General features: G+C 72.4%; 24 protein-coding genes. 12 read left to right on the top strand and 12 right to left on the bottom strand.

Features of this window, described 5'->3' with window-relative positions:
* Window positions 1-200 precede the first annotated feature (200 nt).
* Window positions 201-3263 (bottom strand): DNA polymerase I, encoded by a 3063-nt coding sequence (gene polA / locus G4G93_RS01555; RefSeq protein ID WP_165080597.1) that lies wholly within the window; start codon window positions 3261-3263, stop codon window positions 201-203.
* Between the two features lie 267 nt (window positions 3264-3530).
* Between polA and G4G93_RS01550 the strand changes: the two genes are divergently transcribed.
* Entirely contained in the window at window positions 3531-4019 is a 489-nt protein-coding gene (locus G4G93_RS01550) for a hypothetical protein (protein WP_165080595.1), read from the top strand.
* 47 nt (window positions 4020-4066) lie between these two features.
* Complete coding sequence (locus G4G93_RS01545; protein ID WP_165080593.1) at window positions 4067-4771, top strand: ribonuclease T2 family protein; 705 nt, start codon at window positions 4067-4069, stop codon at window positions 4769-4771.
* Between the two features lie 16 nt (window positions 4772-4787).
* On the opposite strand, the gene G4G93_RS35675 is transcribed toward G4G93_RS01545, so the two are convergent.
* Window positions 4788-4955, bottom strand: coding sequence for a hypothetical protein (locus G4G93_RS35675; RefSeq protein ID WP_246736467.1), 168 nt, complete (start codon window positions 4953-4955; stop codon window positions 4788-4790).
* Window positions 4956-5134: 179 nt separating this feature from the next.
* Between G4G93_RS35675 and G4G93_RS01535 the strand changes: the two genes are divergently transcribed.
* Window positions 5135-5980 (top strand): 23S rRNA (adenine(2030)-N(6))-methyltransferase RlmJ, encoded by an 846-nt coding sequence (locus G4G93_RS01535; RefSeq protein ID WP_165081324.1) that lies wholly within the window; start codon window positions 5135-5137, stop codon window positions 5978-5980.
* Here the strand turns inward: G4G93_RS01535 and G4G93_RS01530 are convergent.
* Window positions 5938-6867 carry an alpha/beta hydrolase family protein gene (locus G4G93_RS01530; RefSeq protein ID WP_312891620.1) on the bottom strand — a complete coding sequence of 310 codons (930 nt, stop codon included), beginning with the start codon at window positions 6865-6867 and terminating at the stop codon, window positions 5938-5940. The genes G4G93_RS01535 and G4G93_RS01530 overlap by 43 nt on opposite strands.
* A gap of 227 nt (window positions 6868-7094) precedes the next feature.
* Here G4G93_RS01530 and G4G93_RS01525 point away from each other — a divergent pair, with 227 nt between their 5' ends.
* Entirely contained in the window at window positions 7095-7928 is an 834-nt protein-coding gene (locus G4G93_RS01525; protein ID WP_165080589.1) for a LytTR family DNA-binding domain-containing protein, read from the top strand.
* An 842-nt stretch (window positions 7929-8770) separates the two neighbouring features.
* Here G4G93_RS01525 and G4G93_RS01520 read toward each other — a convergent pair.
* Window positions 8771-9268 carry a hypothetical protein gene (locus tag G4G93_RS01520; protein WP_165080588.1) on the bottom strand — a complete coding sequence of 166 codons (498 nt, stop codon included), beginning with the start codon at window positions 9266-9268 and terminating at the stop codon, window positions 8771-8773.
* Between the two features lie 300 nt (window positions 9269-9568).
* On the bottom strand, window positions 9569-11002 hold the full coding sequence (locus tag G4G93_RS01515; RefSeq protein ID WP_165080587.1) for an FAD-linked oxidase C-terminal domain-containing protein: 1434 nt from the start codon (window positions 11000-11002) through the stop codon (window positions 9569-9571).
* Between the two features lie 257 nt (window positions 11003-11259).
* Here G4G93_RS01515 and G4G93_RS01510 point away from each other — a divergent pair, with 257 nt between their 5' ends.
* Window positions 11260-11616 carry a cytochrome c family protein gene (locus G4G93_RS01510; protein WP_165080585.1) on the top strand — a complete coding sequence of 119 codons (357 nt, stop codon included), beginning with the start codon at window positions 11260-11262 and terminating at the stop codon, window positions 11614-11616.
* Between the two features lie 55 nt (window positions 11617-11671).
* Here G4G93_RS01510 and G4G93_RS01505 read toward each other — a convergent pair whose 3' ends face one another.
* On the bottom strand, window positions 11672-12112 hold the full coding sequence (locus G4G93_RS01505; RefSeq protein ID WP_312891619.1) for a PaaI family thioesterase: 441 nt from the start codon (window positions 12110-12112) through the stop codon (window positions 11672-11674).
* A gap of 85 nt (window positions 12113-12197) precedes the next feature.
* Between G4G93_RS01505 and G4G93_RS01500 the strand changes: the two genes are divergently transcribed.
* From G4G93_RS01500 to G4G93_RS01475, 6 genes are all read left to right on the top strand, one after another.
* Complete coding sequence (locus G4G93_RS01500) at window positions 12198-12620, top strand: PaaI family thioesterase (RefSeq protein ID WP_165080583.1); 423 nt, start codon at window positions 12198-12200, stop codon at window positions 12618-12620.
* A gap of 96 nt (window positions 12621-12716) precedes the next feature.
* Window positions 12717-13316, top strand: coding sequence for a DUF1285 domain-containing protein (locus G4G93_RS01495; protein ID WP_165080581.1), 600 nt, complete (start codon window positions 12717-12719; stop codon window positions 13314-13316).
* Window positions 13313-14002: a CoA pyrophosphatase gene (locus tag G4G93_RS01490; protein ID WP_165080578.1), complete on the top strand. Its 690-nt coding sequence runs from the start codon at window positions 13313-13315 to the stop codon at window positions 14000-14002. Before G4G93_RS01495 ends, G4G93_RS01490 begins: the two co-directional genes overlap by 4 nt.
* A 5-nt stretch (window positions 14003-14007) precedes the next feature.
* Window positions 14008-14265 carry a DUF6111 family protein gene (locus tag G4G93_RS01485; protein WP_165080576.1) on the top strand — a complete coding sequence of 86 codons (258 nt, stop codon included), beginning with the start codon at window positions 14008-14010 and terminating at the stop codon, window positions 14263-14265.
* Complete coding sequence (locus G4G93_RS01480; RefSeq protein WP_165080574.1) at window positions 14262-15554, top strand: CCA tRNA nucleotidyltransferase; 1293 nt, start codon at window positions 14262-14264, stop codon at window positions 15552-15554. Before G4G93_RS01485 ends, G4G93_RS01480 begins: the two co-directional genes overlap by 4 nt.
* A 179-nt stretch (window positions 15555-15733) precedes the next feature.
* Window positions 15734-16507: a DUF4198 domain-containing protein gene (locus G4G93_RS01475; protein ID WP_165080572.1), complete on the top strand. Its 774-nt coding sequence runs from the start codon at window positions 15734-15736 to the stop codon at window positions 16505-16507.
* Between the two features lie 66 nt (window positions 16508-16573).
* On the opposite strand, the gene G4G93_RS01470 is transcribed toward G4G93_RS01475, so the two are convergent.
* Together G4G93_RS01470 and G4G93_RS01465 are read right to left on the bottom strand one after the other, a co-directional pair.
* Window positions 16574-18187, bottom strand: a complete 1614-nt coding sequence (locus tag G4G93_RS01470) for a GMC family oxidoreductase (RefSeq protein WP_165080570.1) — start codon at window positions 18185-18187, stop codon at window positions 16574-16576.
* Window positions 18188-18441: 254 nt separating this feature from the next.
* Window positions 18442-19851 carry an FAD-binding oxidoreductase gene (locus G4G93_RS01465; RefSeq protein WP_165080568.1) on the bottom strand — a complete coding sequence of 470 codons (1410 nt, stop codon included), beginning with the start codon at window positions 19849-19851 and terminating at the stop codon, window positions 18442-18444.
* A 349-nt stretch (window positions 19852-20200) separates the two neighbouring features.
* Between G4G93_RS01465 and G4G93_RS01460 the strand changes: the two genes are divergently transcribed.
* Entirely contained in the window at window positions 20201-21535 is a 1335-nt protein-coding gene (locus G4G93_RS01460; RefSeq protein WP_165080566.1) for a S8/S53 family peptidase, read from the top strand.
* Window positions 21536-21547: 12 nt separating this feature from the next.
* On the opposite strand, the gene G4G93_RS01455 is transcribed toward G4G93_RS01460, so the two are convergent.
* The 4 genes from G4G93_RS01455 to G4G93_RS01440 are packed head-to-tail and all read right to left on the bottom strand — an operon-like array spanning window position 21548 to window position 25159.
* Window positions 21548-22345 (bottom strand): shikimate dehydrogenase, encoded by a 798-nt coding sequence (locus tag G4G93_RS01455; protein ID WP_165080564.1) that lies wholly within the window; start codon window positions 22343-22345, stop codon window positions 21548-21550.
* 8 nt (window positions 22346-22353) lie between these two features.
* Window positions 22354-23067: a ferredoxin reductase gene (locus G4G93_RS01450; protein WP_165080562.1), complete on the bottom strand. Its 714-nt coding sequence runs from the start codon at window positions 23065-23067 to the stop codon at window positions 22354-22356.
* Window positions 23068-23120: 53 nt separating this feature from the next.
* The gene (locus G4G93_RS01445; protein WP_165080560.1) at window positions 23121-23726 is read right to left on the bottom strand and encodes a sulfite oxidase-like oxidoreductase; all 606 of its coding nucleotides are present in this window, start codon (window positions 23724-23726) and stop codon (window positions 23121-23123) included.
* Window positions 23727-23737: 11 nt separating this feature from the next.
* On the bottom strand, window positions 23738-25159 hold the full coding sequence (locus G4G93_RS01440) for an SNF2-related protein (protein ID WP_165080558.1): 1422 nt from the start codon (window positions 25157-25159) through the stop codon (window positions 23738-23740).
* Between the last annotated feature and the right edge of the window lie 13 nt (window positions 25160-25172).

The raw sequence follows: 25172 nt of genomic DNA, 5'->3' as shown, positions 1-25172 counted from the left end.
GCCCCGTCATCCTGCACGTGCCTCGGCCCCTCACCCACACCCTCATCCTGAGGCGCGAACGAAGTGAGCCTGGACGGAGGGCTCCCGATCGCCCGGAGATTTCGGGAGCCCTCCTTCGAGGCCAACCGACCTTCGGTCGGCCGGCACGTCGGGATGAGGTCGCAGGGCCGGATCGACGCTTCAGCCGCGTCGCAAGCGCCTCAATGCGCCTCCTGCCAGTTCGTCGCCGCCTTGGCCTCGACGGCGAGCGGCACCCGCAGGCTCACCGCCGGATGCGGCGCCTCCTCCATCACCCGGGCGATGATCGGCAGCGCCCGATCGACCTCGTCGTCGGGTGCCTCGAAGACCAGTTCGTCGTGGACCTGGAGCAGCATCCGGGTCGAGAGGCCGGCCTCCGACAGGGCCCCCTCCATCCGGGCCATCGCCCGGCGGATGATGTCGGCGGCGGTGCCCTGGATCGGCGCGTTGATCGCCTGGCGCTCGACCGAGGCGCGCTCCTGCGGGTTGTTGGAGCGGATCTGCGGGTAGTGGCAGACCCGGCCGAACAGCGTCGTGACGTAGCCCTTGTCGCGGCAGATCTTCTTGGTGTCGTCGATATAGGCGCGGATGCCGGGGAAGCGCTCGAAATACTGCTTGATGAAGGCCGAGGCCTCGCCCTGCGGGATGCCGAGCCGGTCGGCGAGGCCGAAGGCCGAGATGCCGTAGATGATGCCGAAATTGATCGTCTTGGCGCGCCGGCGCAGGTCCGGGGTCATCTGGTCGAGGGGCACGCCGAACATCGCCGAGGCGGTGGCCGCGTGGATGTCGATGCCGTCCTCGAAGGCTTGGCGCAGCTGCGGAATGTCGGCGATGTGGGCGAGCAGGCGAAGCTCGATCTGGCTGTAATCGGCCGAGATCAGCTTGTGCCCGGCATCGGCCACGAAGGCCTGGCGGATGCGCCGGCCCTCTTCCGTGCGGACCGGGATGTTCTGCAGGTTCGGATCCGAGGAGGAGAGCCGCCCCGTGGTCGTCGCGGCGAGCGCGAAGGAGGTGTGGACCCGGTCGGTCGCCCGGTCGGCATGCTCCTGGAGGCTGTCGGTATAGGTCGATTTCAGCTTCGAGAGCTGGCGCCAGTCGAGGATCTTCCGCGGCAGTTCGAGGCCCTGGCCGGCCAGTTCCTCCAGGAGCGTCGCGGGCGTCGCCCATTGGCCGGACGGCGTCTTCTTGGCGCCGGGCAGGCCCATCTTGCCGAACAGGATGTCGCCGATCTGCTTCGGGGAGGAGACGGAGAACTTTTCCCCCGCCATCTCCTGGATCTCATCCTCGAGCCGCGCCAGCGACTGGGCGAAATCGCCCGACAGCCGGCTCAGCATCTGGCGGTCGACCTTGATGCCCTCGCGCTCCATCCGGGCCAGCACCGGCACGAGCGGCCGCTCCAGGGTCTCGTACACGGAGGCGCGGCGCTCGGCGGCGAGCCGCGGCTTCATCAGCCGCCACAGCCGCAACGTCACGTCGGCGTCCTCGGCCGCGTAGGCCGTCGCCTTGTCGAGGGCGACGCGGTCGAACGTCACCTTCTGGCGCCCGGTCCCGGCGACGTCCGCGAAGGTGATCGGCTGGTGGCCGAGATGGCGGCGGGCCAGTTCGTCCATGCCGTGCGAGCCCTTGCCAGCATCGAGCACGTAGGAGATCAGCATCGTGTCGTCGAAGGGCCGGACCTCGATGCCGTGGCGGGCGAGCACGAGCCAGTCGTACTTGATGTTCTGGCCGACCTTGAGCACCGCCGGATTCTCGAGGAGCGGCTTCAGGCGCTCCTTCACGGCCTCCCAGGAGAGCTGACCGGGCAGCAGGCCGCCGCCGAACAGGTCCTCGCCGCCGCGATGGCTGAGCGGGATGTAGCAGGCGCGCCCCGGCGCGGTGGCGAGCGACACCCCGACGAGGTCGGCCTTGTTGGCATCGAGCGCCGTGGTCTCGGTATCGACCGCCAGCACCCCGGCCTCGACCGCCTCGGCGATCCAGGCCTCCAGGCTCTCGACGGTGGTGACGGTCTCGTAGGACGCCGTGTCGAAGGGCTTCACCGCCTCGGCCGCCCGGGCCGCGACCAGGGTGGTGGGGGTCGCCTCGGCGGGCGCCCTGGGCTTCGGCGGCGCATCCGGCAGGGCGAGATCGGCGAAGGGATCGACCTCCGCCTTGGCCTCGGCCGGCGCGCCGTCGGGCGTGTCGCCGAAGAACGGCGTGACGTCGCTGCCGCCCTTCTCGTTGGAGAAGCCGGTATCGGCGCCCTCCGGCAACAGGGCGGGATCGGGGCGCACCGCCTCGGGGTCGACGTGCAGCATCTGGGCGATGCGGCGCGTCAGGGTGTTGAACTCCATCGCCTTCAGGAAGCCGACCAGGCGCTCGGGATCGGGCTTCGGCAGGCCAAGGGCGTCGAGAGGCACCGGCACCGGCACCTGCTCGTCGAGGGCGACGAGGCGGCGCGACAGCCGGGCCTGGTCGATATTGGCCAGCAGCGTCTCGCGGCGCTTGGGCTGCTTGATCGTCGCGGCCCTCTCCAGCAGCGCCTCCAGGCTGCCGAACTCCTTGATGAGGGAAGCCGCGGTCTTGAGCCCGATGCCCGGCACGCCCGGCACGTTGTCGGAGGTGTCGCCGATCAGCGCCAGCGCGTCGCCGATCTGCTCCGGACCCAGGCCCTCCCAGCGCTCCAGGATGGCGGCGCGGTCCAGGTTGCGCTCGGGCCGGTAGCCCGGCTTGCCCTTCTGGCCCGATTCGAAATCGTAGAACCGCACGAGGTCGCCGACGAGCTGCATCAGGTCCTTGTCGGACGAGACGATGATGACGCCCGCCCCCCGCGCCTCCGCCTGGCGGGAATAGGTCGCGATCAGGTCGTCGGCCTCGTAGCGCTGCAACTCGATCGGGTGGAGGCCGAAGGCCCGCACCGCGTCGCGCATCAGGGGCATCTGGCGCTTGAGGTCGTCGGGGGCGTCGGGCCGGTGGCCCTTGTAGTCCGGGAAGATCTCCTTCCGGAACGAGCCCTCGGACTTGTCGAACACGATGGCGAGATGGGTCGGGACGACGCCAGCCGCACCCTCCTGCACGAACTGGGCGAGCTTGGCGCAGAACAGCCGCACCGCCCCGGTCGGCAAACCGTCGGAGGGGCGGAAATTGTAGCGCTCCGGCTGGTTGATCGACTGGAAGTAGGCCCGGAAGATGAACGACGAGCCGTCGACCAGGAGCACCTGATCGCCGGGGCCGACGGGCTTCGTCTCGGGGGCGGTCTCGGTGCTCATGCGGGCTGACATCTTTTCGGCGGACGTGTGAGACCCGTCTTAGTGCGTCGCCGGGGCGAGGCAAACCGCGGCGCGGGCGCGCTCCCCGGGAATGGGTGTGCCCCCGACACACCAGACGCCGCGAAAGCGCCGGTGGACCCGCCCGGACGCCTGCCGAAAGCTTGACTTGGCGCGGGCGGAAGCCTGGTGTCAGGCTCGAGAGAGCAACCGTCATTCACCCGGAAGGCTTCGGGCCCCGCGCCCGCCCCCGGGTCCAAGGACCGGCCCATGCGCAAGACGCCCTTCCGCAAGACACCTTTCCTCGCCGCCCTCCTCGCGGGGCTCGCCGTCACCGCCGGCCTGTCGGCGGCGCAAGCCCGTTCGGCCCGCCAGGAGATCGCCCCGGCCGAGGAGCGCGAGTTCCCGTTCGACGCCCAGATCCCCGGCTGCCAGGATGCCGGCGTGCTGGAGAAGATCACCTACCAGTTCGCCGAGAAGGAGGCGAAGTTCTGGAACTCGACGCTGACGATCGCGGCCTACGACAGCATCGAGCGCACCGCCTGGCGGCCCTGGGGCGTCGACTTCATTCCCCGGCGCTTCTGCACCGCCGTCGCCACCACCTCGGACGGGGTGCGCCGGCGGGTCGACTACTCGGTGCGCGAGAGCCTCGGCATCATCGGGGCGACCTACGGCGTCGAGTTCTGCGTCCACGGCCTCGACCGCAACCTCGCCTATGCCTACGCCTCGGCCTCGTCCTGCCGCGAGGCGCGGCCCTGATGACGAGAGCATTTTCCGACGAAGTGGATACCGGTTCGTCGCAGAAAATGCGGCACACTCAAACACCGGGAGGGGCGTCCGAACGCAACGCGATCGGGCGCGGCTCCCGGCTCGCCGCCGCCCTCCTCGCGCTCGCGGCGTTCGCGGGCCCGGCCGCTGCGCAGGGGCGCGGGGGCGAGCCCGGCTCGTTCGACTTCTACGTCCTGTCGCTTTCCTGGTCGCCGACCTATTGCGCGCTCACCGGCGAGCGCCGGAACGACCGGCAATGCGACACGGGCCGCAACCCGGGCTTCGTGGTCCACGGCCTGTGGCCGCAATACGACCGCGGCTTCCCGAGCGAGTGCGGCGCCTTTCCCCGCAGCCCGAGCCGCCCGGCGATGGCCGAGGCCGAGGGCGTCTTCCCGAGCGAGGGCCTGGCCCGGCACGAATGGCGCCAGCACGGCACCTGCTCGGGCCTCGACCCCGCCGCCTATTTCCGCGCGACCGCCAAGGCCCGCGACGCGGTGACGATCCCCGCCGCGCTGGTCAAGCCCGCGGAGGGCTTGCGCGCCGCCCCGATCGACATCGCCCGCCAGTTCGTCGCCGCCAATCCGGGCCTGCGCCCGGACATGATGGCGGTCACCTGCCGGTCCGGGCAGCTCCAGGAGGTGCGGATCTGCTTCACCAAGGACCTGCGCGGCTTCACCGCCTGTCCCGAGGTGGCGCGCCAGAATTGCCGGGCCGGCGAAGTGACGGTGGGGGCGGGGCGGTAGAGCGCGCCGCCGGTCCTCAGAACACCCTGACCGCATCCCGTTCGATCTGCGGGCGCAAGATCGGGTGCAAACCGCTGCGCATGCCGTAATCCACCGGGCCTCCCACCGCAGCCTCGATCACCTCGTAGGCGGCCACGGAGGGCAGGAAGCCGACCGTCACGCCCGGCGCCGGGTCGACGAACACGTCGATGTCCGAATCGTCACGGGCATGGGAGCCGAACAGGTAAAGTGCGGCGACTCCGCCCGCAGGGCGGGCTCGGTGGATTTCAAGCGGGCAAGGATCTCGTCGCGGCGCATGGGATGATGATAGTGCCTCTTGCGCCGCTTCCCACGCGGGACGGCGAGACGAGGACCGTGAGACCCGTGAATTACCGCCACGCCTTCCACGCCGGCAACCACGCCGACGTGCTCAAGCACTGGGTGCTGACCCGGGTGCTGGCGCATCTCCAGCGCAAGGCGACGCCGTTCCGGGCGATCGACACCCATGCCGGCCTCGGCTTCTACGACCTGACCGCCGACGAGGCCGGGCGCACCGGCGAGTGGCATGACGGCATCGGCCGGCTCGACGCGCCCTTCACCGATGCGGTCGAGGCGCTGCTCGCCCCCTACCGGCAGGCGGTGGCCGCGGTGCGGACGCGCCACGGCGAGACGGTCTATCCGGGCTCGCCGGCCTTGATCCGCGAGTTCCTGCGCCCCGGCGACCAGGGCGTGTTCGTGGAACTGCACCCGGCCGACGGCGCGGTGCTGCACGCCCGCTACAACCAGGATCCGCGCACCAAGGTGCTGGCCCTCGACGGCTGGACGGCTTTGCCCGCCTTGATCCCCCCGAAGGAGCGCCGCGGCCTCGTCCTGATCGACCCGCCCTACGAGGTGCCGGGCGAGATCGACCGCCTCGGCCGCGAACTCCTGAAGGCGGTAGGAAAATGGGCGACCGGCACCTACCTCGCCTGGTATCCGATCAAGGACGCCCCGGCGATCGACCGCCTCGCCGCGACCCTCGACGCCGCCCTCCCGCGCCCGGCGCTTCGCCTCGACCTCCTGATCCACCGGCCCGACCCGATGCGCCTGAGCGGCAGCGGGCTCATCGTGGTCAACCCGCCCTGGACCTTGCGCGAGGAGGCCGACGCGGTCCTGCCGGCCCTTGCCGAACGCCTGGCGCAAGGCGGCTACGGCGCGTTCCGCTGCGCCCCGCTCGGGCCGCCGGCTTGAGGAGCCCGCGCCAAGGCCTGATCAAAGAAGGCGACGATGGCGGCGTTGAAGCGGGCGTGGAACGCGGCCCGGTCGAAGCCGGGAGCGCTCTGGCAGATCTCGGGAACCGTCCTCGCCAGATCGGGCGGGCACGGCACGAGAAAATCGTAGTGGCGTGCGCCCTCGACGACATGCAGGTCAGGCGGGTGCGGCAGCGCGGCGGCCACCGGCTCGACGTAATGCGGCGCAGGCAGGATCTCGTCGTCACCGGCCTGCCAGAGCTGAACTGGCATCGAGACGTCGGCGAGGCCCGGTCGGGTGAAGGTGAAGCCGAGGGCGGGCGCGGCGACGACCAAGGCGGCGAGGGGCGGAGCGGGCGCGGGCACGACCGGCCGCAAGCAGCGCCCCTGGCCGGTCTCCTGCGCGAGGAGGCGGCAATCGTAGAAGTCGGGGAGGGTCGCGCAATGTGGGCCGATCCGGTCGAGATCCGGCCGTCCGCCCGCCGCAGCCAGGACCGTGAAGCCGCCGGCCGAGAACCCGAACGCGCCGACCCTTGCGGGATCGATGCCCAGGCCTCCCTGCCCGGCGACCAGGGCGGCGGCGACGGTCGTGAACTGCCCGACCCGGCCGTCCAGATCCAGCACGCGGCTGCGATCGCGCCAATCGTCGCCGGCATGGTCCAGGGCCGCCGCGACGATACCGGCCTCGGCAAGCGCCAGCGCCGTGTCGGCGTGGCTCGTGAGACCACCGCCGGTGCCGTGCGACAGGACGACCAGGGGCAGGTCGCGCCCCGCGGTGGCGGCATCCGGCGCGACGTCCTGGACGAGGGGCCCGATCCGCGTCGGTCGCGGCGCGGCCTTAGTCGGATACCAGATCGCGACCTCCAGGGGCGCTCCGGTGCCGTCCACGACAGCGATCGTTCGGAACCCGACCGATCCCGCCGAGGCCGGCCCGGACAGGCTCCCCATCGCAAGGCACATAGTCCACATCCACGCTCGTCCCATCGTCCCGCATCCTCGGCCGCGTCCTCCTCCTGTCACCGGGGCGCCGGGGCCGCAGCCGGCGTTGCGCGAACGGGCGAGCGGGTTCGCGGATGGGCGAGAGGGTTCGCTTCCGTCGGTGGAGCGGCGCCCCTATGCTGCGCGCCATGCCCGCGCTGCACCTGCCCCGCTTCGACCACGGCCTGACGCGCGACACCGTCCTGCTCACGGCAGCCGGTCTCGTCCTTGGGCTGCTCGGCCCGTTCGGCAGCTATCTGAACGGATCACCCATCGTAGTGGCCGCCTATTGGATGGCCTGTCTGTGGGGCGCCGCCGGCCTGCTGATCGGCGTCGGGACGATGATGCGGCCATGGACCGGGCGATGGGCCGAACGGCGTGGCGCCGTGTCCGCCAGCCTGATCCTCGCCGTGCTGCTCGCATCGGTGCCGGCCGCGCTGCTGTCGCGCCTGATCGCGGCCGGGCTGTGGCCCGGACCGATCGCCCGGGTTCCGCCCTGGGAATGGTACGGCCAGACGCTGCTGGTCCTGGTCGGGCTGGCGGCGGGCCGGGCCATCCTGGCCGGGCTCGACCGGACCGCGGCGCCACCGCCTCCACCGCCGGTGTCGCCTCCGACCGCGAGCGGCCTGCTCGACCGGCTGCCGCCGCAGCTCGGCCGGGATGTCGTGGCGTTGCAGATGGAGGACCACTACGTCCGGGTACATACCCGCGCCGGATCGGCCCTCGTGCTGATGCCCCTGCGCCAGGCGGTCCGGGCCTTGGAGCCCCTGCCGGGTCTCATCGTGCATCGCTCGTGGTGGGTGGCGCGGGAGGCCGTGACCGGCTGCCGGCGCGACGGCCGCAACCTGCGCCTCGTGCTGGCGAACGGGCTCGTGGTGCCGGTGGCCCGCGCCCGCCTCGCCGCCGCGCGGGAAGCACGCCTCGTCGGCGACGAGGCGTGCTCTCACGCAACGCCTCCAGCTTCGGCCTGAGCGAGTGGCGCCGCTTGTTCTCGGTGATCAGCGCCTCGATTCGAGCGGCCCATTCCGCCCTCTGGCCCCGCGCGAGATAGGCCCGCTTCGCATGGGCGACCCAGGCGGGATTCCGCTTCAGTGCCTCCTCGGCCAAGCGGTGCAGCACCGCCTCGTCGACGTGATCCTCGCGGCTGACCTCGGCGGCCTTCATGGCGTCCCCGACCAGCCCCTCCTCGAGCAGGATCGCGATCCGGTCGTCGGCGACATCGGCCTCGGCGAGGATCGTCAGGAGATCGTCGCGGACGCGATCCCAGCCCTTGCGGCCGATCGTTCGGGCCGCGGTATAGTCGTCGAGGGCGTGGCTCTCCACGAAGGCGGCGCGGGCTCCTTCGAGGGCGAGGTCCCGGCGCTTGAGCGCGGCGGCCTCATCGCGCAGCCAGCGCGCCAAGACGGCGGTCACGCCGCTCTCCGTCAGATCGGGGCGGTGGAGACCCGACCGCGCCAGGTCGAGCGCATGGTCGGGATGCCCGGCCTCACGCAAGTGCCGGGCGAGGTCGAGAACGTCGCCCGGATCCGTCAGGTGCGTCGCCGCATGGGCCACGGCCTCGTCGATCCGGCCGAGGCGCACCAGCATCCCGGCATAGGCCGCGTCGTCACCGACGGCCCGGGCGAGGTTCAGGTATTCGTCGGTGCGCCCCGAGGCCGCGAGCACCCGCAGGCGCACGGCGACGAGGTCCGTCTCGCTCTCCGGCAGGGACGCTGTCTTGCCGGAGAGCACGGCCGTCAGCGCGGGCACCTCCCAACCGGCGGCGAGCGCCGCGATGGTGATGGCGAGGCCCTCGGGTCCGTACTCGCTGAGCTCAACCTGCCAGCCCTCGACCGTCTCGAACAGGTCGTCGCGCTCGTCCTCCGAGAGGTCGCCCATCAGCACCGCCTCGGCGATCATCCGCCCGAGATCCTCGAACAGCAGGTACATGTCCTCGTCGGTCTCGGCCATCTCGCCGAGCCCATTGCTCGATGAACGGCTCGGCCACGGCCACGAGGACGCGCAGGGCGTTGCGCCCGTCGCCGGCTTCCAGGAACGGCACCGCCTTCTCGACCAGTTCGTGCAGCTCGTCGGACGGGCCCGTGGATTCGTAGTCGTCCCAATAGGTCCGGGCCTTGCGGGCGAGGAGCGTGCGAGCCTGTGCGGCGGTCGGCGCCGGATCGACCGCGCTGCGGCCCGGGGTGACGGCCAGCTCGACCTCGATCCAGCCGGCGAGGTCGGGATCGGCCTCGGCCCGGCGCAGGAGCAGGTCGGCCAGGGCCTCGCGCGGCAGGCCGTCGAGGATCTCGCGCAGGGTCGGCCGCTCGGCCACGGCACCGGGCTTGCTCGCCGCGAGCTGGGTCGCGACGACGTGCTTGCAGGCCCCCGCCCCACTCGTAGGGGCAGGTGCAGCGGTAATCCGCCACGCCGCGCTCCGTCAGCCGGACCGTCACCCGGTAGGGCTCGTCCTCGCTGCCCGTGACCGCGGCGGTGATCTGGTCGCCGCGCCGCACGAGGTCGGAGACGGCACCCGAGCGCATCACCTCGCGGCCGCGCTCGACCACCTTCGGGTCGGCGAGCGCCTTGATCGCGGACGCGCCCGGCAGGCTCGTCGCGCCACCCTGCTTCCCCCTCAAGCCGCGATCCGTCCCTCCAGCGGAAACACCTTGGCCGGGTTCATCAGCCAGGCCGGATCGAACACCGCCCGCACCCGCATCTGCTGGTGCAGGTCCTCCGGGTTGTACTGATAAGTCATCAGGTCGCGCTTCTCGATGCCGACGCCGTGCTCGCCGGTGAGGCAGCCGCCGACCTCGACGCAGAGCTTCAGCATCTCCTCTCCGGCGGCCTCGGCCTTCTCCATCTCGCCGGGCGTGTTGATGTCGAACAGGATCAGCGGGTGCAGGTTGCCGTCGCCGGCATGGAAGACGTTGGCGCAGCGCAGACCGTAGGACTTGGTGATCTCGCCGATCCGCTCCAGCACGCGCGGCAATTGCCCGGTCGGGATGGTGCCGTCCATGCAGATGTAGTCGGAGATGCGCCCCGTCGCGCCGAAGGCCGACTTGCGGCCCTTCCAGATCGCGGCGCTCTCGGCCTCCGATTGCGAGACCTTGAGGCTCGTCGGGTTGAAGGGCTTGGCGATCTCGACGATGCGGGCGAGCATCGCGTCGCATTCCTCCTGGCAGCCCTCGACCTCGATGATCAGCATCGCCTCGGCATCGAGCGGGTAGCCCGCATGGGCGAAGGCCTCGCAGATCGTGATCGCCTCGCGGTCCATGTACTCGATCGCCACCGGGATGATGCCGGCGCCGATGATCGCCGCCGTGCAGGCGCCCGCATCCTCGACCGTGCCGAAGCCCATCAGCGCCGGCCGCGCGCCCTCCGCGGCGCGCAGGATCCTGACGGTCGCCTCGGTGACGATGCCGAGCTGGCCTTCCGAGCCGCAGACGAGGCCGAGCAGGTCGTAGCCGGCGGAATCGAGGTGGTCGCCGCCGATCTCCACCACCGTGCCGTCGACCATCACCAGGGTCACGCCCATCAGGTTGTTGGTGGTGACGCCGTATTTCAGGCAATGCGCCCCGCCCGAATTCATCGCGATGTTGCCCGCGATGGTGCAGGCGAGCTGGCTCGACGGGTCGGGGGCGTAGAAGAAGCCCTCGTGGGCCACCGCCGCGCTGATGGCGAGGTTGGTGATGCCGGCCTGGACCCGGGCGGTGCGATTGGGAAAATCGACGTCGAGCACCCGGTTCATCTTGGCGACGCCGAGGATCACCGCGTCCTCCTGCGCGATGGCGCCGCCGGCGAGCGAGGTGCCGGCGCCGCGCGGCACCACCTTGACCCCGGCCTCGTGGCAGTAGCGCATCACGGCGGAGACCTCGGCGGTCGTCGAGGGCAGCACCACGGCGAGCGGCATCTTGCGGTAGGCGGTGAGGCCGTCGGTCTCGAAGGCGCGGCGCTCGTCCTCGCTGGTCACCAGCGCCTCCGGCGCCACCAGGCCCCGCAGGCCGTCCAGGATCGCGTCGCGGCGGGCGAGGATCGCGGGATCCGGAAGCGGGAAGGCGATGGTCATGGCGTGTCCTCGGGAGTCTCGGGATTCTTGTCCGACCGGTCGGGCGGTCGCTCGTGCCCCATCATAAGGCAGGCGAGGGAGCGCGCCCATCCGTCCCGTCGCCCCGCACCTTCGTCCGATTGCGCGGAACCGCGGCACAGCTTCTTTTCGCCGCACGGGACCCGTCGCGAACCGCCGGCGTTTTTAACTGTACCAAATTGCAGGCTGGGCCATATCCCGGTGGCCGGTCGCGAACGACGTCCGTTGGAGGGAACCTCATGCGTCAGCTCATCCTCGGTGCCGCCCTGGCGGCCCTTCTCCCCTTCGCCGCCCAGGCCCAGGACGCCGCCGCCGGCGAGAAGGTCTTCGCCCAGTGCAAGGCCTGCCACGCCTTCGGCAAGAACGGCGTCGGCCCGGATCTCAAGGGCCTCATCGGCCGCAAGGCCGGCACCCACGAGGGCTACAACTACTCGGCCGCGATGAAGAATTCCGGCCTGACCTGGGACTCGGTCACCTTCATGGAATACATCAAGGACCCGAAGGCCAAGGTGCCCGGCAACAAGATGATCTTCGCCGGCGTCAAGGACGACAAGAAGATCAAAGATCTCGAGGCCTACCTCGAGACCCAGAAGTAAGCCCGTATCCGGCTCCGGCGGCGTCCGCCGGGGCCGGATTGCCGGAACCTGCGGCTCAGTCGCCGACGCCGTCCCGCCCCTGCACCGCCATCAGGGTCGCGGTGAGGAGCGCGACCAGCTTCTCGCGCCCGTCATCCTCCGCAAAGACCTCCGCCTGGGCGAGCGTCAGGGTCCGCCCCGCCTTCACCACCCGGCCCCGCGCCAGGATGCGCGTGCCTGCGGCGGGGGCCAGCAGGTTGATCTTGAACTCCGCCGTCAGCACCCCGGCGCCGGGCGGCATCAGCGTCAGGGCCGCGTAGCCCGCCGCGCTGTCGGCGATGGCGCTCACCGCCCCCGCATGGACGAAGCCGTGCTGCTGCGATACCGCCGGCCCGGGCACCAGCGCGATCGCGACCGCGCCGGGCGACACCGCGTCCAGCGTCGCGCCGAGGGTCCGCATCAGGCCTTGCTTGTCGAAGCTGGCGCGCACGCGCGCATCGGGTGTCTGTTCCGTCACGGGCCCCTCCCTGGCGATTTTCTTGGTAAAGACCTTGAGGCACGGCCACGGCCGCGCTGTCCAGCGCCCTCACCCCCGAGACCCCATGACCGCACCCGACCTGACCGGCTGGCGCCCCTTCGACGATCCGGGCTTCCTCTCCCTCGTCGGCCCGGTGATGCTGCGCGAGGAGGGCGAGGCGGTGAGCTTCGCGTTCCGGGCCGAGCCCAAGCACGCCAACCTGATCGGCGTGGTGCAGGGCGGCATGATGATGACCTTCGCCGACCGGGCGCTCGGTTTCGCCGCCATGCGGGCCGCCGGCGGGGCGAACTGCGTCACGGTGCAGTTCGAGATGCAGTTCGTGTCCGCCGGCCGGATCGGCGAGACGATCACGATGACGCCCGAGGTGGTGCAGCGCACCAGCAGCCTGGTCTTCCTGCGCGGCGATGCGCGGTGCGAGGGCCGCATCGTCGCCACCGCCACCGGGGTGTGGAAGATCCTGCGCCGGCGGCCGCAAGAAAGCCCGTGAGGCAAGAATGCCCGTCAGGCAAGAAAGCCCGTAGCGAAGAACGCCCGGTCGCGTCCGCCCGTACACAAGCCGCCCCGATCCGCTATGTAGAGCCGGATGACGCACGATCCGAACGGCACCCCGCCCGGTGGGGTCCTCGAACGCCTGACCGCCGCCCTCGGGGCCGAGGGGAGCCGGCGCGGCCCGCCGCCGGTCGAACGCTGGAACCCGGATTATTGCGGCGAGATCCCGATGCGGATCGCCGCCGACGGGACCTGGCACTACAACGGCAGCCCGATCACCCGGCCGGCCCTGGTCAAGCTGTTCTCGACCATCCTGCGCCGCGACTCGGACGGGCGCACGGTGCTGGTGACGCCGGTGGAGCGGGTCGGGATCGAGGTCGAGGACGCGGCCTTCCTGGCGGTCGAGATGGCGGTGGAGGGCGAGGGCGACGCCCGCGCCGTCGCGTTCCGCACCAACCTCGACGACGTCGTCCCCCTCGACGACGACCATCCCCTGCGCTTCGAGCGCGATCCGGAGGGCGGGTTCAAGCCCTACGTCGCGGTACGCCACGGCCTCTGGGCCCGGGTCACCCGGGCGCTCACCTACGACCTCGTCGAACTCTGCGAGGAGCGCGAGGACCAGGGCGAGAGCTGGTTCGGGCTTGCCGCCGGCGGGCGCTTCCACCGCATCGCCCGATCGTCCGAACTGTCGTGACCGATCTCGCCGCCTCCACCGCCCAAGGCTCCCTCGCGCTCGACCTCTTCCTGGAGCGCGCCCGGACCCGCCTGCGCCCCGAGCCGCCGGGCCCGCAGGACGAGACCGCGAATCCACCGCCCTCGCCCCCCCGCGGCGACCACGACCTCGAGCCCGACGTGCTGGAGGCCGCCCTGTCGCGTCCGCCGCGGCTCGCCGCCGTGCTGGTGCCGGTGGTGCCCCGGGACGACGCCGTCTCGGTGCTGTTCACCCTCCGGTCGCCGCACCTGCGCGACCATTCCGGCCAGATCGCCTTCCCGGGCGGCAAGATCGATCCCGGCGACCCCTCCCCCCTCGCGGCGGCCCTGCGGGAGGCGCAGGAAGAGATCGGCCTCGACCCGGCGGCGGTGACGCCGCTCGGCTACCTCGACCCGTACCTGTCGGGCACCGGCTTCCTGGTGACGCCGGTGGTCGGGCTGGTGGCGCCGGACGCGTCCCTCACCCTCAACCCGCACGAGGTGGCGGAGGCGTTCGAGGTACCGCTCGACTTCCTGATGGATGTCGCCAACCATGCCCTGCACAGCCGGGAATGGCGCGGGCGCCAGCGGCGCTACTACGCGATTCCCTTCGGCGAGCGTTACATCTGGGGGGTGACCGCCGGCATCGTGCGCAACCTCTACGACCGACTCCGCGACGCGGACGAGTGAACCGAATGGCCCGCGCGCTGATCGACGACATGCTGCTGTTCCTGCTGCCCTTCGCGGCCTTCGGCCTCTGGCTGGTGCTCAGCCGGCGCAACCCCTTGCGCTGGGCGGCCTGGAGCGACCAGTCCCTGCGGCTGGCCATCGCCGGTGCCGCCCTCGTCATCGCCTCCTTCGTGGTGGTGGCCCTCACCGCCGAGCGGCACCAGGACGGCTTCGTGCCGACCCATATCGAGAACGGCCGGGTGGTGCCCGGGCAGTTCCGGTGAGCCCGCCCCTCGACGAGGCCGCCTTGCGGGCGGTGCTGGCGCGACCGCGCCTCGTCCGGGTGCTCGATGCCCTGGCCGACGCCCGCGAGGAGACCCGCCTCGTCGGCGGCGCGGTGCGCGACGCGCTGCTCGGCCGCCCGGTCGCCGATATCGACCTCGCCACCACCCTGCTGCCCGACGAGGTGGTGCGGCGGGCCGGCGGGGCCGGCCTGAAGCCGGTGCCGACCGGCATCGCCCACGGCACCGTGACGGTGGTCGCCGAGGGCGAGCCGTTCGAGGTCACGACCCTGCGGGAGGACATCGAGACCGACGGGCGCCACGCCGTGGTGAGCTTCGGTCGCGACTTCGCCCGCGACGCCGCGCGGCGCGACTTCACCGTCAACGCCCTCTCGGTCACGCCGGACGGGGCGGTGCACGACACGGTCGGGGGCCTCGCCGACCTCGCCGCATCCCGGGTGCGCTTCATCGGCGAGGCGCGCCAGCGCATCCGCGAGGATTACCTGCGGGTGCTGCGCTTCTTCCGTTTCCACGCCCGCTTCGGCACCGGCGCCCCCGACCCGGAGGGCCTTGCCGCCGCGATCGAGGCCCGGGACGGGCTGGCGCTTCTCTCCCGCGAGCGGGTGCGGGGGGAACTCCTGAAGCTGCTCGCCGCCCCCGGGGCGCCCGCCGTCGCGGCGGTGATGCAGGACACGGGGCTGTTGCTGCGCCTGATCGGCGGGGTCGGCGATCTCGGCCGGCTCGCGCGCGTCGCCGCCGCGGAGGCCGAGCCCGACCCGGTGCGCCGCCTCGCCGCGCTGGCGGTGCGCTCGGGCGCCGATGCCGAGCGGCTGCGCGAGTCCCTGCGCCTGTCGAAGGCCGAGCACGCACGGCTCGCGGCCTATGCGGGCGCCGAGGCCGCCCTGCACGGGGCGGGAGAACCCCTGGTGCCGGCGGAGTTGCGGCGCCTGGTGGCGGTTCACGGGGCGGGCGCGGTCACGGACGCCGCCCTGGTGACGCGGGGCGAGCCGCGGCCGGTCCTCGGGCCGGACGCCGCCGACCTGCTCTCGCGCTTCGCCGCGGGCGAGGAGCCGGTGCCGGTCTTTCCCGTCACGGGGGCAGCCCTGGTGGCGGCGGGAGCCTATCCCGGCCGCGGCCTCGGCCGGGGCCTCGCGGCGGCGCGCCGGGCCTGGCTCGACGCCGGCTGCCCGACCGACCCTGCGGCGAAGGCGCGCCTCAAGGCGCTGGCCCTCGCGGCTTCGCGCGGAACCGGTGATGGCGCCGCCGGTTCACACGGTGCCGGCCCCGCGTGACGGCGCCCCGGACGATACCGTCCGGCGAGGGATCGGTTCGGCGCCGGATGGGTTATCATGCCTGGCCGCTGCGGGGTCGCCGAGGGTCTGCCTTCGTGCCCCGCATCCATCGGCGCGCGGCGCCCCCGGCCCGTCCATCCGGGACGGGACGGGGTGCCGCCCGAGGAGTTCGACCATCGATGCCGTCCCTGCTCCGCACTGCCCTGGTCGCCGGCCTCGTCCTGGGAGCCGCAGGGCCCGGCCGGGCGCAGGAGCTGTGGCTGACGCTCAGCACCGTCGAATCCGTGCCGCAGGTCCGGGTGAATTACGGCCACGTGTCGAAGCGCGAGGCGCCGGCGCTGCCCCAGCTCATCGACCTTCTCGCCCTGACGCAGGACGGGACCGCCAGCCTGCGCGGCGCCCTCAAGCCCGCCCCGCCGGAGGTGCCGCCCGCCCTGCTGGCGCCGCTCGGCGCCAAGCCCGGCCGCACCCTCGTCGCCGCGACCTACGATGCCGGCTACTGGACGATCCTTCGCGACGGCACCCGCCTCAATGCGAGCCGGCGCCTGGTGCCGCAGGCCCGCTCCGGCTTCTGGTCGGTGAAATACGCCAAGGCGGCGTTCGGCCCCGGCGCGCCGTGGCTGCGGGTGGTCGGCCACACGCTCGAGATCGTGCCGGTCGAGATCCCGGGTCCGACCGCCGGGGCGATCCGCGTGCGGGTGCTGTTTCGCGGCGCGCCGCTGCCGGGGGCCGACCTCTATTACGGCGACAGCGGCATGGAGCCGGAGCGCGCCGGGGTGCCGGCCTACACCACCGACCCGGACGGCATCGCCACGGTGCCGATCCGCAAGGCCGGCAGCCAGGTGCTCACGGTGAGCCAGACGGTGAGCCCCTCCGCCACCCCGACGCTCGCCGACGAGGACGTCTACACGGCGACCTTCGCGTTCCGGCTGGACGAGCCGTCGGTGAATTGAGGGACGGCCGTCGCGGGGGCGAGGCCGCGGGGTCTCCTCCGATCCCGAGTCGAGGCGGATGTCCGCTCAGCGCCGGTCGGCCTTCACCAGGTCGGCGCCCTTCTCGGCGATCATCATCACGGCGGCCTGGGTGTTGGCCGAGACCTCGGTCGGCATCACGCTGGCGTCGATCACCCGCAGGCCGTCGAGGCCGCGCACCCGCAGGCGCTCGTCCACCACCGCCTCCGGGCCCTGTCCCATGCTGCAGGTGCCGACCGGGTGGTAGATGGTCTGGCCGTTGCGGCGGGCGAAGTCGAGCCACTCGTCGTCCGTCTGCACCCCGTCGCCGGGATTGAGCTCGCGGGCGCGGTAGGGATCCATGGCCGCTTGCGCGATCACCCGCCGGGCGATGCGCATGCCGGCGATCAGGGATTCCCGGTCGGTGCGGGCGCTGAGGAAGTTCGGGCGGATCGCCGGGGGACGTCTCGGATCGGCGGACGTCGCGTGGATGGTGCCGCGGGACTCCGGCCGCAGTTGCGTCACGCCGATCGTCATGCCGGGCTCGCGATCGAGGGTGCGGTCGGCGGCGTTGGCGTAGCTCGCATGCATGAAGAAGTACTGCACGTCGGGGCCGGCGAGTTCCGGCCTCGTGCGCACGAAGCCGTGGGCGAGGCCGGTGCCGAGGGTCAGGATGCCCCGGCGGGTCAGGAAATATTGCCCGACCGCGAGGCCGAGGCGCCAGCCGCGGGTCAGCTCGTTGAGGGTCACCGGCACCGTCACGCGCCAGTTCATCCGGGTGGCATAGTGATCGCGATAGTTCTCGCCGACCCCCGGCAGGGCGTGGCGGACCGGGATCCCGGCCGCCGCCAGCACCTCCGGCCGGCCGATGCCGGAGAGTTCGAGGAGGTGCGGCGACTGCACGGCGCCGGCGGCCAGGATCACCTCGGCGCGGGCGCTCACCCGCTCCTCGCGCCCTTCGCGTTGACCTTGACCTTGGCGCCGATAGGTGACGCCGGTCACCCGATGGCCGTCGCAGTCGAGGCGCAGGACGTGGGCGTTCGTGCGCACCGTGAGGTTGGGGCGGCCCCGGGCCGGCTGCAGGTAGGCGTCCCGGGCGCTCCAGCGCCGGCCGGTGCGCTGGTTGGCCTGGTAGTAGCCGAAACCGTCCTGCGAGGCGCCGTTGTAGTCGGGGTTCTCAGGGTAGCCGGCCTCGGTCCCGGCGCGGATGAAGGCGTCGGCGAGGGGGTTCCTGACCCCGACCCGGGTGACGTGGAGGGGGCCGTTGCGGCCGCGCAAATGCGGGTCGCCGCCCTCGAAATGCTCGAGCTTGCGAAAGTACGGCAGCACCTCGTCCCAGGACCAGCCGCGGTTGCCGGCCTGGGCCCAGGTGTCGAAATCCTGAGGCTGGCCGCGCACGAAGATCATGCCGTTGATCAGCGTCGAGCCGCCGAGCCCCTTGCCGCGCGGCACCACGATGGTGCGGTCGTGGGTGTTGGGCTCCGGCTCGGTGGCGAAGCGCCAGTTGAACGCCTCGCCGGTGAGGAGCTTCGGGAACCCCGCCGGGATGCCGACCCAGAACCCTTTTCCTTCCCCGCCCGCTTCGAGCAGCAGCACGCTGTGGCGGCCGCTCTCGCTCAGGCGGTTCGCCAGCACGCAGCCCGCCGTGCCGCCGCCGACGATGACGAAGTCGAACGCGTCCATGGTCCTCCCTCGGGTGCATTCTTGTCGTTATCGGGTCCGCTCCGTCGCCCTCCCCCTTCTGCCGGCGGATGGTCCCTGCGTCGGCAGGGGCCGGGAGGGGGCAGCGCGACGTTGATCCGGGGGAAGCCCTCCGGAACGGTCCGCTTCATCCGGAAGCCTGGTTGCCCTCTCCCGCCCCAGCACGAGTGCTTCGCACCCGCCGTGGGGCACCCTCCCCCGCAGAAGGGGGGAGCGTTTTTTGGTGCGCGTCCCTCCTACCCTCGCGCCAGCACTTTTCCCGGATTCAACACCCCGTCCGGATCCAGCGCCGCCTTGATCCGCCGCGCCAGCGCCATCTCGTCCGGGTGGCGGTGGCGGGCGAGTTCGGCGACGCGGTACTGGCCGATGCCGTGCTCGGCCGAGATGCTGCCGCCGTAGCGGTCTACCACGCCGTGGACGAGGCCGTTGATCGCCTCGGAGGAATGGTCCGGCCCGATCAGGACGTTGTAGTGGATGTTGCCATCGCCCATGTGGCCGAAGGCGTTGACGCAGGTGCCGGGGGCGCCCGCCGCCAGCACCCGGGCGGCCTCGTCGAGGAAGGCCGGGATCGCGGTGATCGGCACCGAGACGTCGTGCTTGACGCTCTTGCCGGCGCGGGCCTCGCACTCGGTCACGTGCTCGCGCAGGGCCCAGAGATCGGCGGCCTGGCGGCCGGATTCGGCCAGCACCCCGTCGGTGGCGTCCTCGCGCTCGAGCGCGGTGCCGAGCACGCCCTCCATCGCCTCGCGCAGGCCGGAGAGCGAGGAGGCCGCCTCGATCAGCACGGTCCAGCCGGCCGCCCCCACGGGGCTCTTGAGGCCCGCATGCGTCTCGACGAGTCCGAGCGAGGTGCCGGAGATCAGCTCGAAGGCCTGGATGCTGTCGCCGATCTCCTCCTGCGCCAGGGTGAACAGCCGCAGGGCCGCCGCGGGATCGGGCACGGCGAGGAGGGCCGTCGCGCTGTGGCGCGGCCTGGGCACGAGGCGCAACACCGCCGCCGTGACGATGCCGAGCGTCCCTTCGGTGCCGATGAAGAGCTGCTTCCAGTCGTAGCCGGCATTGTCCTTGCGGAGCGCCCGCAGGCCGTCGACGACGCTGCCGTCGGCGAGCACCACTTCGAGGCCGAGGACGAGCCCGCGGGTCATGCCGTAGCGCACCACGTTGATCCCGCCCGCATTGGTGGCGATCACGCCGCCGACCAGCGCCGAGCCCTCGGCCGCGAAGCTCACCGGCAGGAGCCGCCCGGTGGCCTCGGCGGCATCCTGCGCCAGCTTGAGGACGCAGCCGGCCTCGGCGGTCAGTGTCAGGCCGACCGGGTCGATCCCCCGGATCGCGGTCATGCGGGCGAGCGACAGCACCACCTCCCGGCCCGAGCCGTCCGGCACCGCGCCGCCGGCGAGCCCGGTATTGCCGCCCTGCGGCACCAGGGCGGCCCCGGCCTCGGCGCACAGCCGCACCACGTCGGCCACCTCGGCGGTGCTCGACGGCCGCACCACGCAGGCCGGCCGGCCCGGAAAGAGCCGCCGCCAGTCGATCGCGAAGGGCGCCATGTCGGCCTCGTCGGTGAGGAGGCCGGCGGGGCCGAGGCGCTGCCCGAGGCGGGCGATCAGGTCGCCCGGCGGGATGGGGGTGGCCGGAAGGGTCATCGGCGTCCTCCGGTGGGTCGCGCGGCAAAGGAGACGACAAGCAGCATGGTGGTGCCGGCCTCGCCCGGATGACAGCCGGGGTCAAGCCCGCGCGGGGCGCGGGGCATCGTCGCCGCAGCCCTGCGGCCCGATCCATCCGGGATGAGAAGATGCGTCTCGCCGTGCTGGCCGCCCGCCGGCGGTCATCGAAGATCCGCGCGAAAGCACCCACATCACGCAACGGAAAATACTTGCATCCTAGTAAAAATACGATAAGCCATTGGATAGATTTCAGGCGGATTCGTCGATGGCCGAGCGGCGTGTGATTCTCGTACTGCCGACGCAGGAAGCCCTGCACGACTCCGCCATGATGAGGCTGAGCAATAACAGCCGGATCGGTCGCCGTCTGACCGGGATCCCGGCGCGAGCGGTGATCGACACGAGCTTTTCTGCGATTCCGCTCGGCGACATTCATTCCCCGTCGCCGTTCTCGGTCTCGCGGGCCGATGGCGGTTCGCACTACGCCGTCCGGGCGACGATCGACGGCGATGCCGAGATCCCGACGCTGACGACCGAGGGCGCGGCGATCTTCTCCGATCCGCCGATCGCCCACGTCGCATTCGCTCATGTCGCACTCGCACAGGTCGCACGGACGACGGGCGCCGCCGCCTCCGGCACCCGGGCGGAGGTGGAACTCCGGCTCGGCGTGCCCGGCCTGTCCGCACGCCGGCTCGACGGGGCCGGCGTCGCCGTCGCGGTGGTCGATACCGGGATCAACCTCGCGCATCTCGAAGCCCGGGGCATCGAGGCGGAGCTGGACGCCGCCCTCACCTGGCCGCCCCTGCCGGAAGGGCCGGGCCTGCACCCGGTCGGTCCCGGTACGATGAGCGCCTACGCCGCCCTCATCGCCGCCCCGCGGGCGACGCTGCTCGACTTTCCCATCCTGCCCTCGCCGATCCTGCCCTCATCCGCGGCGGCGTCCTCCGGTCCTCGGTTTTCCGGGCCACCCTGGCCGATCCCGTATCCCGGGCGGAGCGGCCTCCTCAGCGACGCGCTCCAGGCCTATGCGCGGCTGCTCGCCGCCATGCGGGCGGACAGGCCGCGCTTCAAGGCGCTCGTCGTCACCAATTCCTGGGGCCTGGCCGAGCCGGAGGCGGACTTCCCGGCCGGCCATCCCGGCCGCTACGTCGACAATCCCGGCCACCCCTTCAACCTGATCGTCGGGGCGCTCAGCCGCTACGGCGTCGACATCCTGTTCGCGGCCGGCAACGCGCTTCCGGCCCGGCCCGGCCCGCGCGGCCAAGGCGCCTCCCGCCCGGCCATCGTCGGGGCCAGCGCCCATCCGGACGTCATCACGGTGACCGGGGTGACGGTGCGGGGACGGCGGACCGGCGAGGCCGCCCAGGGGCCCGGCATCCCCGGCATGGTCTACGCCAAGCCGGACCTCGCGAGCTATGCCGGCTTCCTCGGCTCGGAGGCACTTGGGCCCGGCGCGCCCGATCCCGGGACCGCCGCCGCCTGCCCGGTCGCCGCCGGCTGCGTCGCCGCCTTGCGGACCCGGGTGCCGCACGCCGCCCTCGGCCCCCGCGATCTCACCGTGGCCCTGCGCACCGACGCCCGCCGCCGCGGCCCGTCGAGCTGGAATCCCGGCCTCGGCTACGGCGTGATGGCACCGTTGCGCACCGCCATGCGGCTGGGCCTGTAGGGCGGGCGCGGGTCAGGGCCGCATCCGCAAGAAATCCGCCATCAGGGCGAGCTGCCCGTCCAGCATCGGCAGGCCCGGATGGGTGCGGCAGCCCCGCGCCGCCGCGTGCCGGAGCAGCGCGGTCTCGGCCGGCTGCATGATGATCTCGGCCACGAGCTGATCCGGCGCGAGCCCGGCGGGATCGAGGGGCAGGGGATCGTCGGGCCGCAGACCCAGCGAGGTGGCGTTGACCACGAGGTCGTGCCCCGCCGGATCGGGACCGCCTGCGGCGAGCGGCAGGTCGGGGGCCAGGCGGCGCAGGCGCGAGAACAGGTCCTCCACCCGCGCGGCCGTGCGGTTGTGCACGGTGAGCCGGGCCACCCCGGCCTCGGCCAGCGCGAAGGCGATGGCGTTCGCCGCGCCGCCCGCCCCGGCGAGGTAGGCGCTGCGGCCTCGCACGTCGTGGCCCGCCGCCCTCAATCCCGCGACGAAGCCGGCCCCGTCCAGGATCTCACCGACGAGGCGGCCGTCGGGCTCGCGCCGCACGGCGTTGACGGCGCCGACCAGCCGCGCCGCGTCGCTGATGCCGTCGAGGAGCGGCACGATCGCGGTCTTGTGCGGCACCGTGACGATGGCGCCGCCGAAGCTCCGCACCGCCCGCAGGCCGGCCAGCACCGTCGCGAGGTCGGCCGCCGCGACGTGGAGCGGCACCATCACCCCGTCGACCCCGCGCTCGGCCATGATGCGGTTGAGCCCCTGGGGCGCCTTCACCTGGGCGATCGGGTCGGCGAGGATCGCGAAGACGCGGGTATGGCCGGTGATCTCGGGCATCGCTGGGGTCATCCTCCAAAGCGCTCGGTGCGGATCGTGCGGGCGGGCAATCCGGCCTCGACCAGGAGGTCGGAGATCGCCGAGACGAACGGGTTTCCCCCGCACACGAAGGTGTGGGCCGGCATCCCGAGGGCGGCGAGCGCCCCGGCGATCCGGCCGGCATCGATCCGGCGACCGCTTGGGCCCTGGGTGAGGGCCAGCATCAGGCGGAATCCCGGCTCCTCGGCGTCCCGGCGCAGCAGCTCGTCGCGGGCGATCACGTCCTCGGCCGTGCGGGCGGAATAGAGCAGCAGCGCCGGGACCCCGGGTGCGGCCTCCGCCCGGTGGCGCAGCATGCTGAGCAGCGGCACCACTCCGGAGCCGCCGGCGACGAGGAGCAGCGGCCCGCCCATCCGCGGATCCCACACGAAGGCGCCGCCGATCGGCCCGCGCAGCTCGATCGCGTCGCCGGGCTCGGCCACGTCGGCGAAGAACCCCGAGACCTCGCCGTCGTCGAGGCGCTCGATCAGGAGGTCGATGGTCTCCGGCGTCGTCGGCGAGGAGGCGATGGAGTAGCTGCGCTGGGCCTGGTAGCCGTCCGGCGCGGTCAACCGCACGTCGACGTGCTGGCCGGCCCGGAACGGCGCGGGCCAGCCGACCGCCAGGGTGAGCCGGCGCACGCGCGGCGTCTCGGGCACGGCGGCGGTGATCGTGGCGTCCTGCCAGGTCAACGGCGTGGGCATCTCAGGATGAGGTCGAGGCGGGAAGAGAGGAGCCGGTCACGCCGAACGATCGCTCAATCACCGGTGAACCGCTGCTCGCGCCACGGATCGCCGTACATATGGTAGCCGCGCAGCTCCCAGAACCCGGCCTCGTCCTTCTGGGTGAACCGCAGCCCCTTCACCCACTTGGCGCTCTTCCAGAAATAGAGGTGCGGCACCAGGAGGCGGGCGGGACCGCCATGGTCGGGCGGGATCGGCGCACCGGCGTAGCGGGTTGCCACCATGGCCTTGCCCCCGGCGAGGTCGGCCACCGGCACGTTGGTGGTGTAGTCGTCGTAGCCCTCGGCGAGGAGGTAGGGGGTCGGGGCCTCGATCCCGGCCGCGGCCATGAGGTCGTCGATGGTCACGCCCTCCCAGGCGGTGTCGAACTTCGACCACTTGGTGACGCAGTGGATGTCGCCCTTCCAGCGGGTGCGCGGCAGGGCCTCGAACTCGGTCCAGCTCCAGCTCTTCAGGGGCTTCGATCCCTCCCGCAGGGTGAAGCGCCAGCGCGCGAGGTCGATCTTCGGTGTCGGCCCGAGCTGCAGCACCGGGAAATCCTCGGTCAGGTACTGGCCCGGCGGCAGGCGCTCGGCCTCCGGCCGCGGCGGACGGCGCCCCGTGAACCCTCGCGTGACCATCGGTTGCCTCCCTACTCCGCCTCACCATCGATAATCCGCCCGATGGCGTCGAGGAGGGAGGTATCCTCGCCGGCCATCCTGTCCATCCCGGCCATGCGGGCGATCACGGTCGCGGCCACCCGCTCCTCGACGGTGCCCTCCGCATAGGCGAACAGGATCGCGGCGCGCTCGCCGTCGCGGTGACAGCGGCCCTCGATCTGGCTGAGCTGGATCGCGCTGTGGCGCATGTCGTGGACGATCAGGCTGCGCGGTCGCCCGCCGCCGGGCAACTCGTTGCGGTGGAGCGAGATCGATTCGGTGACGGTGAACACCACCGCGTCGAGGTCGCCGCGCTGGAAGGCGACCCGCACCGCCTCGTTGGCCTCCGCATTCTGCGTCCCGTCGATGGTGCCGGCGCGCCAGCCGCGGCCGGTGAAGGCCTGGACCAGGGCCGCGCCGGTCTCGAGGAACGCCACCGAGACCGCGACCTGCTCGCCGGTCGCCAGGAGGTCCTCGGCGAGGTCGAGCGTGCCGGCGACGCGGATCAGGCTCGCCTTCTGGCGAAAGCGCAGATCCGCCGCCCAGCCGGCGGCGCGGCGGTTCGAGCCGCCGGTCAGGCCCCATTCGCGGCGGAACTCGCGCCAGGTCGCGTCGTAGAGGCGTTTGGCCGGCGCATCGAGGGCGGTGGGGGCCAGCTCCCGCTGCACCTCCGGCCAGCCGGCGATGTCGGCGGGCCGCCGCCGCAGCCCGATCGCCCTGTCGCCGCGATAGAGCAGGTCGGCCATCACCGCCTGGTCGCGGGCGTTCGGCTCCCACGACCAGTTCTGCCAGCGCCCCTTGACCCGGCCGATCTTCAGGTGCTGCATCAGGGCGCGGAAATCGGCCGGGGTCTCGACCGGGCGGCCGACGGCGTCGCCGAGCAGCGCGCCGAGATAGGACAATTCGTGCGGCGCTTGGCCGGCGGTGGCGCTGGCGTAGATCGTGAACGCGGCGGCCTCGGCCATCCGCCGGCAGGCCTGGCCCTGCTGCGAGTTCGGGTTGCGCAGGCGGTGCGCCTCGTCGAACACCACGATCGGCCAGACCCGCTTCGGCTGCCCGAGCTTGGCGAGTTCGTTGTTCTTCGCCCGCACCGAGCGGCGGCCGCTCGCCGCCGGCAGGGCGAGCAGGGACTTGGTGCGCTCGTAGTTGAGGAGCGTCACGTCCTTGTCCGCCAGCGCCGAATCCCGGATCGTGCGGCGCCATTGCGGCATCGCCCCCTTGGGGCAGACGATCAGCACCGCCCGCTCGGGCATCGCCGCGACCGCACCCCAGACCGACAAGGTCTTGCCGAGCCCGGTCATGTCGCCGAGGAGGAAGCCGGGCCGCCCCGCCGCCCGCGCCGCCAGGATGGCCCGGATCGCCTCGACCTGGTGCGGGCGGGGGATGAGGCGGGGGACGTCGGAGAGGGCTGACATGCCGCCCCTATGC

Source organism: Methylobacterium sp. DB0501, from assembly GCF_011043735.1.
In the GTDB taxonomy this organism is placed as follows: Bacteria; Pseudomonadota; Alphaproteobacteria; order Rhizobiales; family Beijerinckiaceae; genus Methylobacterium; species Methylobacterium alsaeris.
Note: the sequence above shows the minus strand (reverse complement) of the source record. Positions and strands in the feature narration are given on the sequence as shown.

Bases quoted from the DNA above. Each gene is read 5' to 3' on its own strand.
- polA (WP_165080597.1), bottom strand. From the start codon at position 3,263: ATGAGCACCGAGACCGCCCCCGAGACGAAGCCCGTCGGCCCCGGCGAT.
- G4G93_RS01550 (WP_165080595.1), top strand. From the start codon at position 3,531: ATGCGCAAGACGCCCTTCCGCAAGACACCTTTCCTCGCCGCCCTCCTC.
- G4G93_RS01545 (WP_165080593.1), top strand. From the start codon at position 4,067: ATGCGGCACACTCAAACACCGGGAGGGGCGTCCGAACGCAACGCGATC.
- G4G93_RS01525 (WP_165080589.1), top strand. From the start codon at position 7,095: ATGCTGCGCGCCATGCCCGCGCTGCACCTGCCCCGCTTCGACCACGGC.
- G4G93_RS01515 (WP_165080587.1), bottom strand. From the start codon at position 11,002: ATGACCATCGCCTTCCCGCTTCCGGATCCCGCGATCCTCGCCCGCCGC.
- G4G93_RS01510 (WP_165080585.1), top strand. From the start codon at position 11,260: ATGCGTCAGCTCATCCTCGGTGCCGCCCTGGCGGCCCTTCTCCCCTTC.
- G4G93_RS01500 (WP_165080583.1), top strand. From the start codon at position 12,198: ATGACCGCACCCGACCTGACCGGCTGGCGCCCCTTCGACGATCCGGGC.
- G4G93_RS01495 (WP_165080581.1), top strand. From the start codon at position 12,717: ATGACGCACGATCCGAACGGCACCCCGCCCGGTGGGGTCCTCGAACGC.
- G4G93_RS01485 (WP_165080576.1), top strand. From the start codon at position 14,008: ATGGCCCGCGCGCTGATCGACGACATGCTGCTGTTCCTGCTGCCCTTC.
- G4G93_RS01475 (WP_165080572.1), top strand. From the start codon at position 15,734: ATGCCGTCCCTGCTCCGCACTGCCCTGGTCGCCGGCCTCGTCCTGGGA.
- G4G93_RS01470 (WP_165080570.1), bottom strand. From the start codon at position 18,187: ATGGACGCGTTCGACTTCGTCATCGTCGGCGGCGGCACGGCGGGCTGC.
- G4G93_RS01465 (WP_165080568.1), bottom strand. From the start codon at position 19,851: ATGACCCTTCCGGCCACCCCCATCCCGCCGGGCGACCTGATCGCCCGC.
- G4G93_RS01460 (WP_165080566.1), top strand. From the start codon at position 20,201: ATGAGGCTGAGCAATAACAGCCGGATCGGTCGCCGTCTGACCGGGATC.
- G4G93_RS01455 (WP_165080564.1), bottom strand. From the start codon at position 22,345: ATGCCCGAGATCACCGGCCATACCCGCGTCTTCGCGATCCTCGCCGAC.
- G4G93_RS01450 (WP_165080562.1), bottom strand. From the start codon at position 23,067: ATGCCCACGCCGTTGACCTGGCAGGACGCCACGATCACCGCCGCCGTG.
- G4G93_RS01445 (WP_165080560.1), bottom strand. From the start codon at position 23,726: ATGGTCACGCGAGGGTTCACGGGGCGCCGTCCGCCGCGGCCGGAGGCC.
- G4G93_RS01440 (WP_165080558.1), bottom strand. From the start codon at position 25,159: ATGTCAGCCCTCTCCGACGTCCCCCGCCTCATCCCCCGCCCGCACCAG.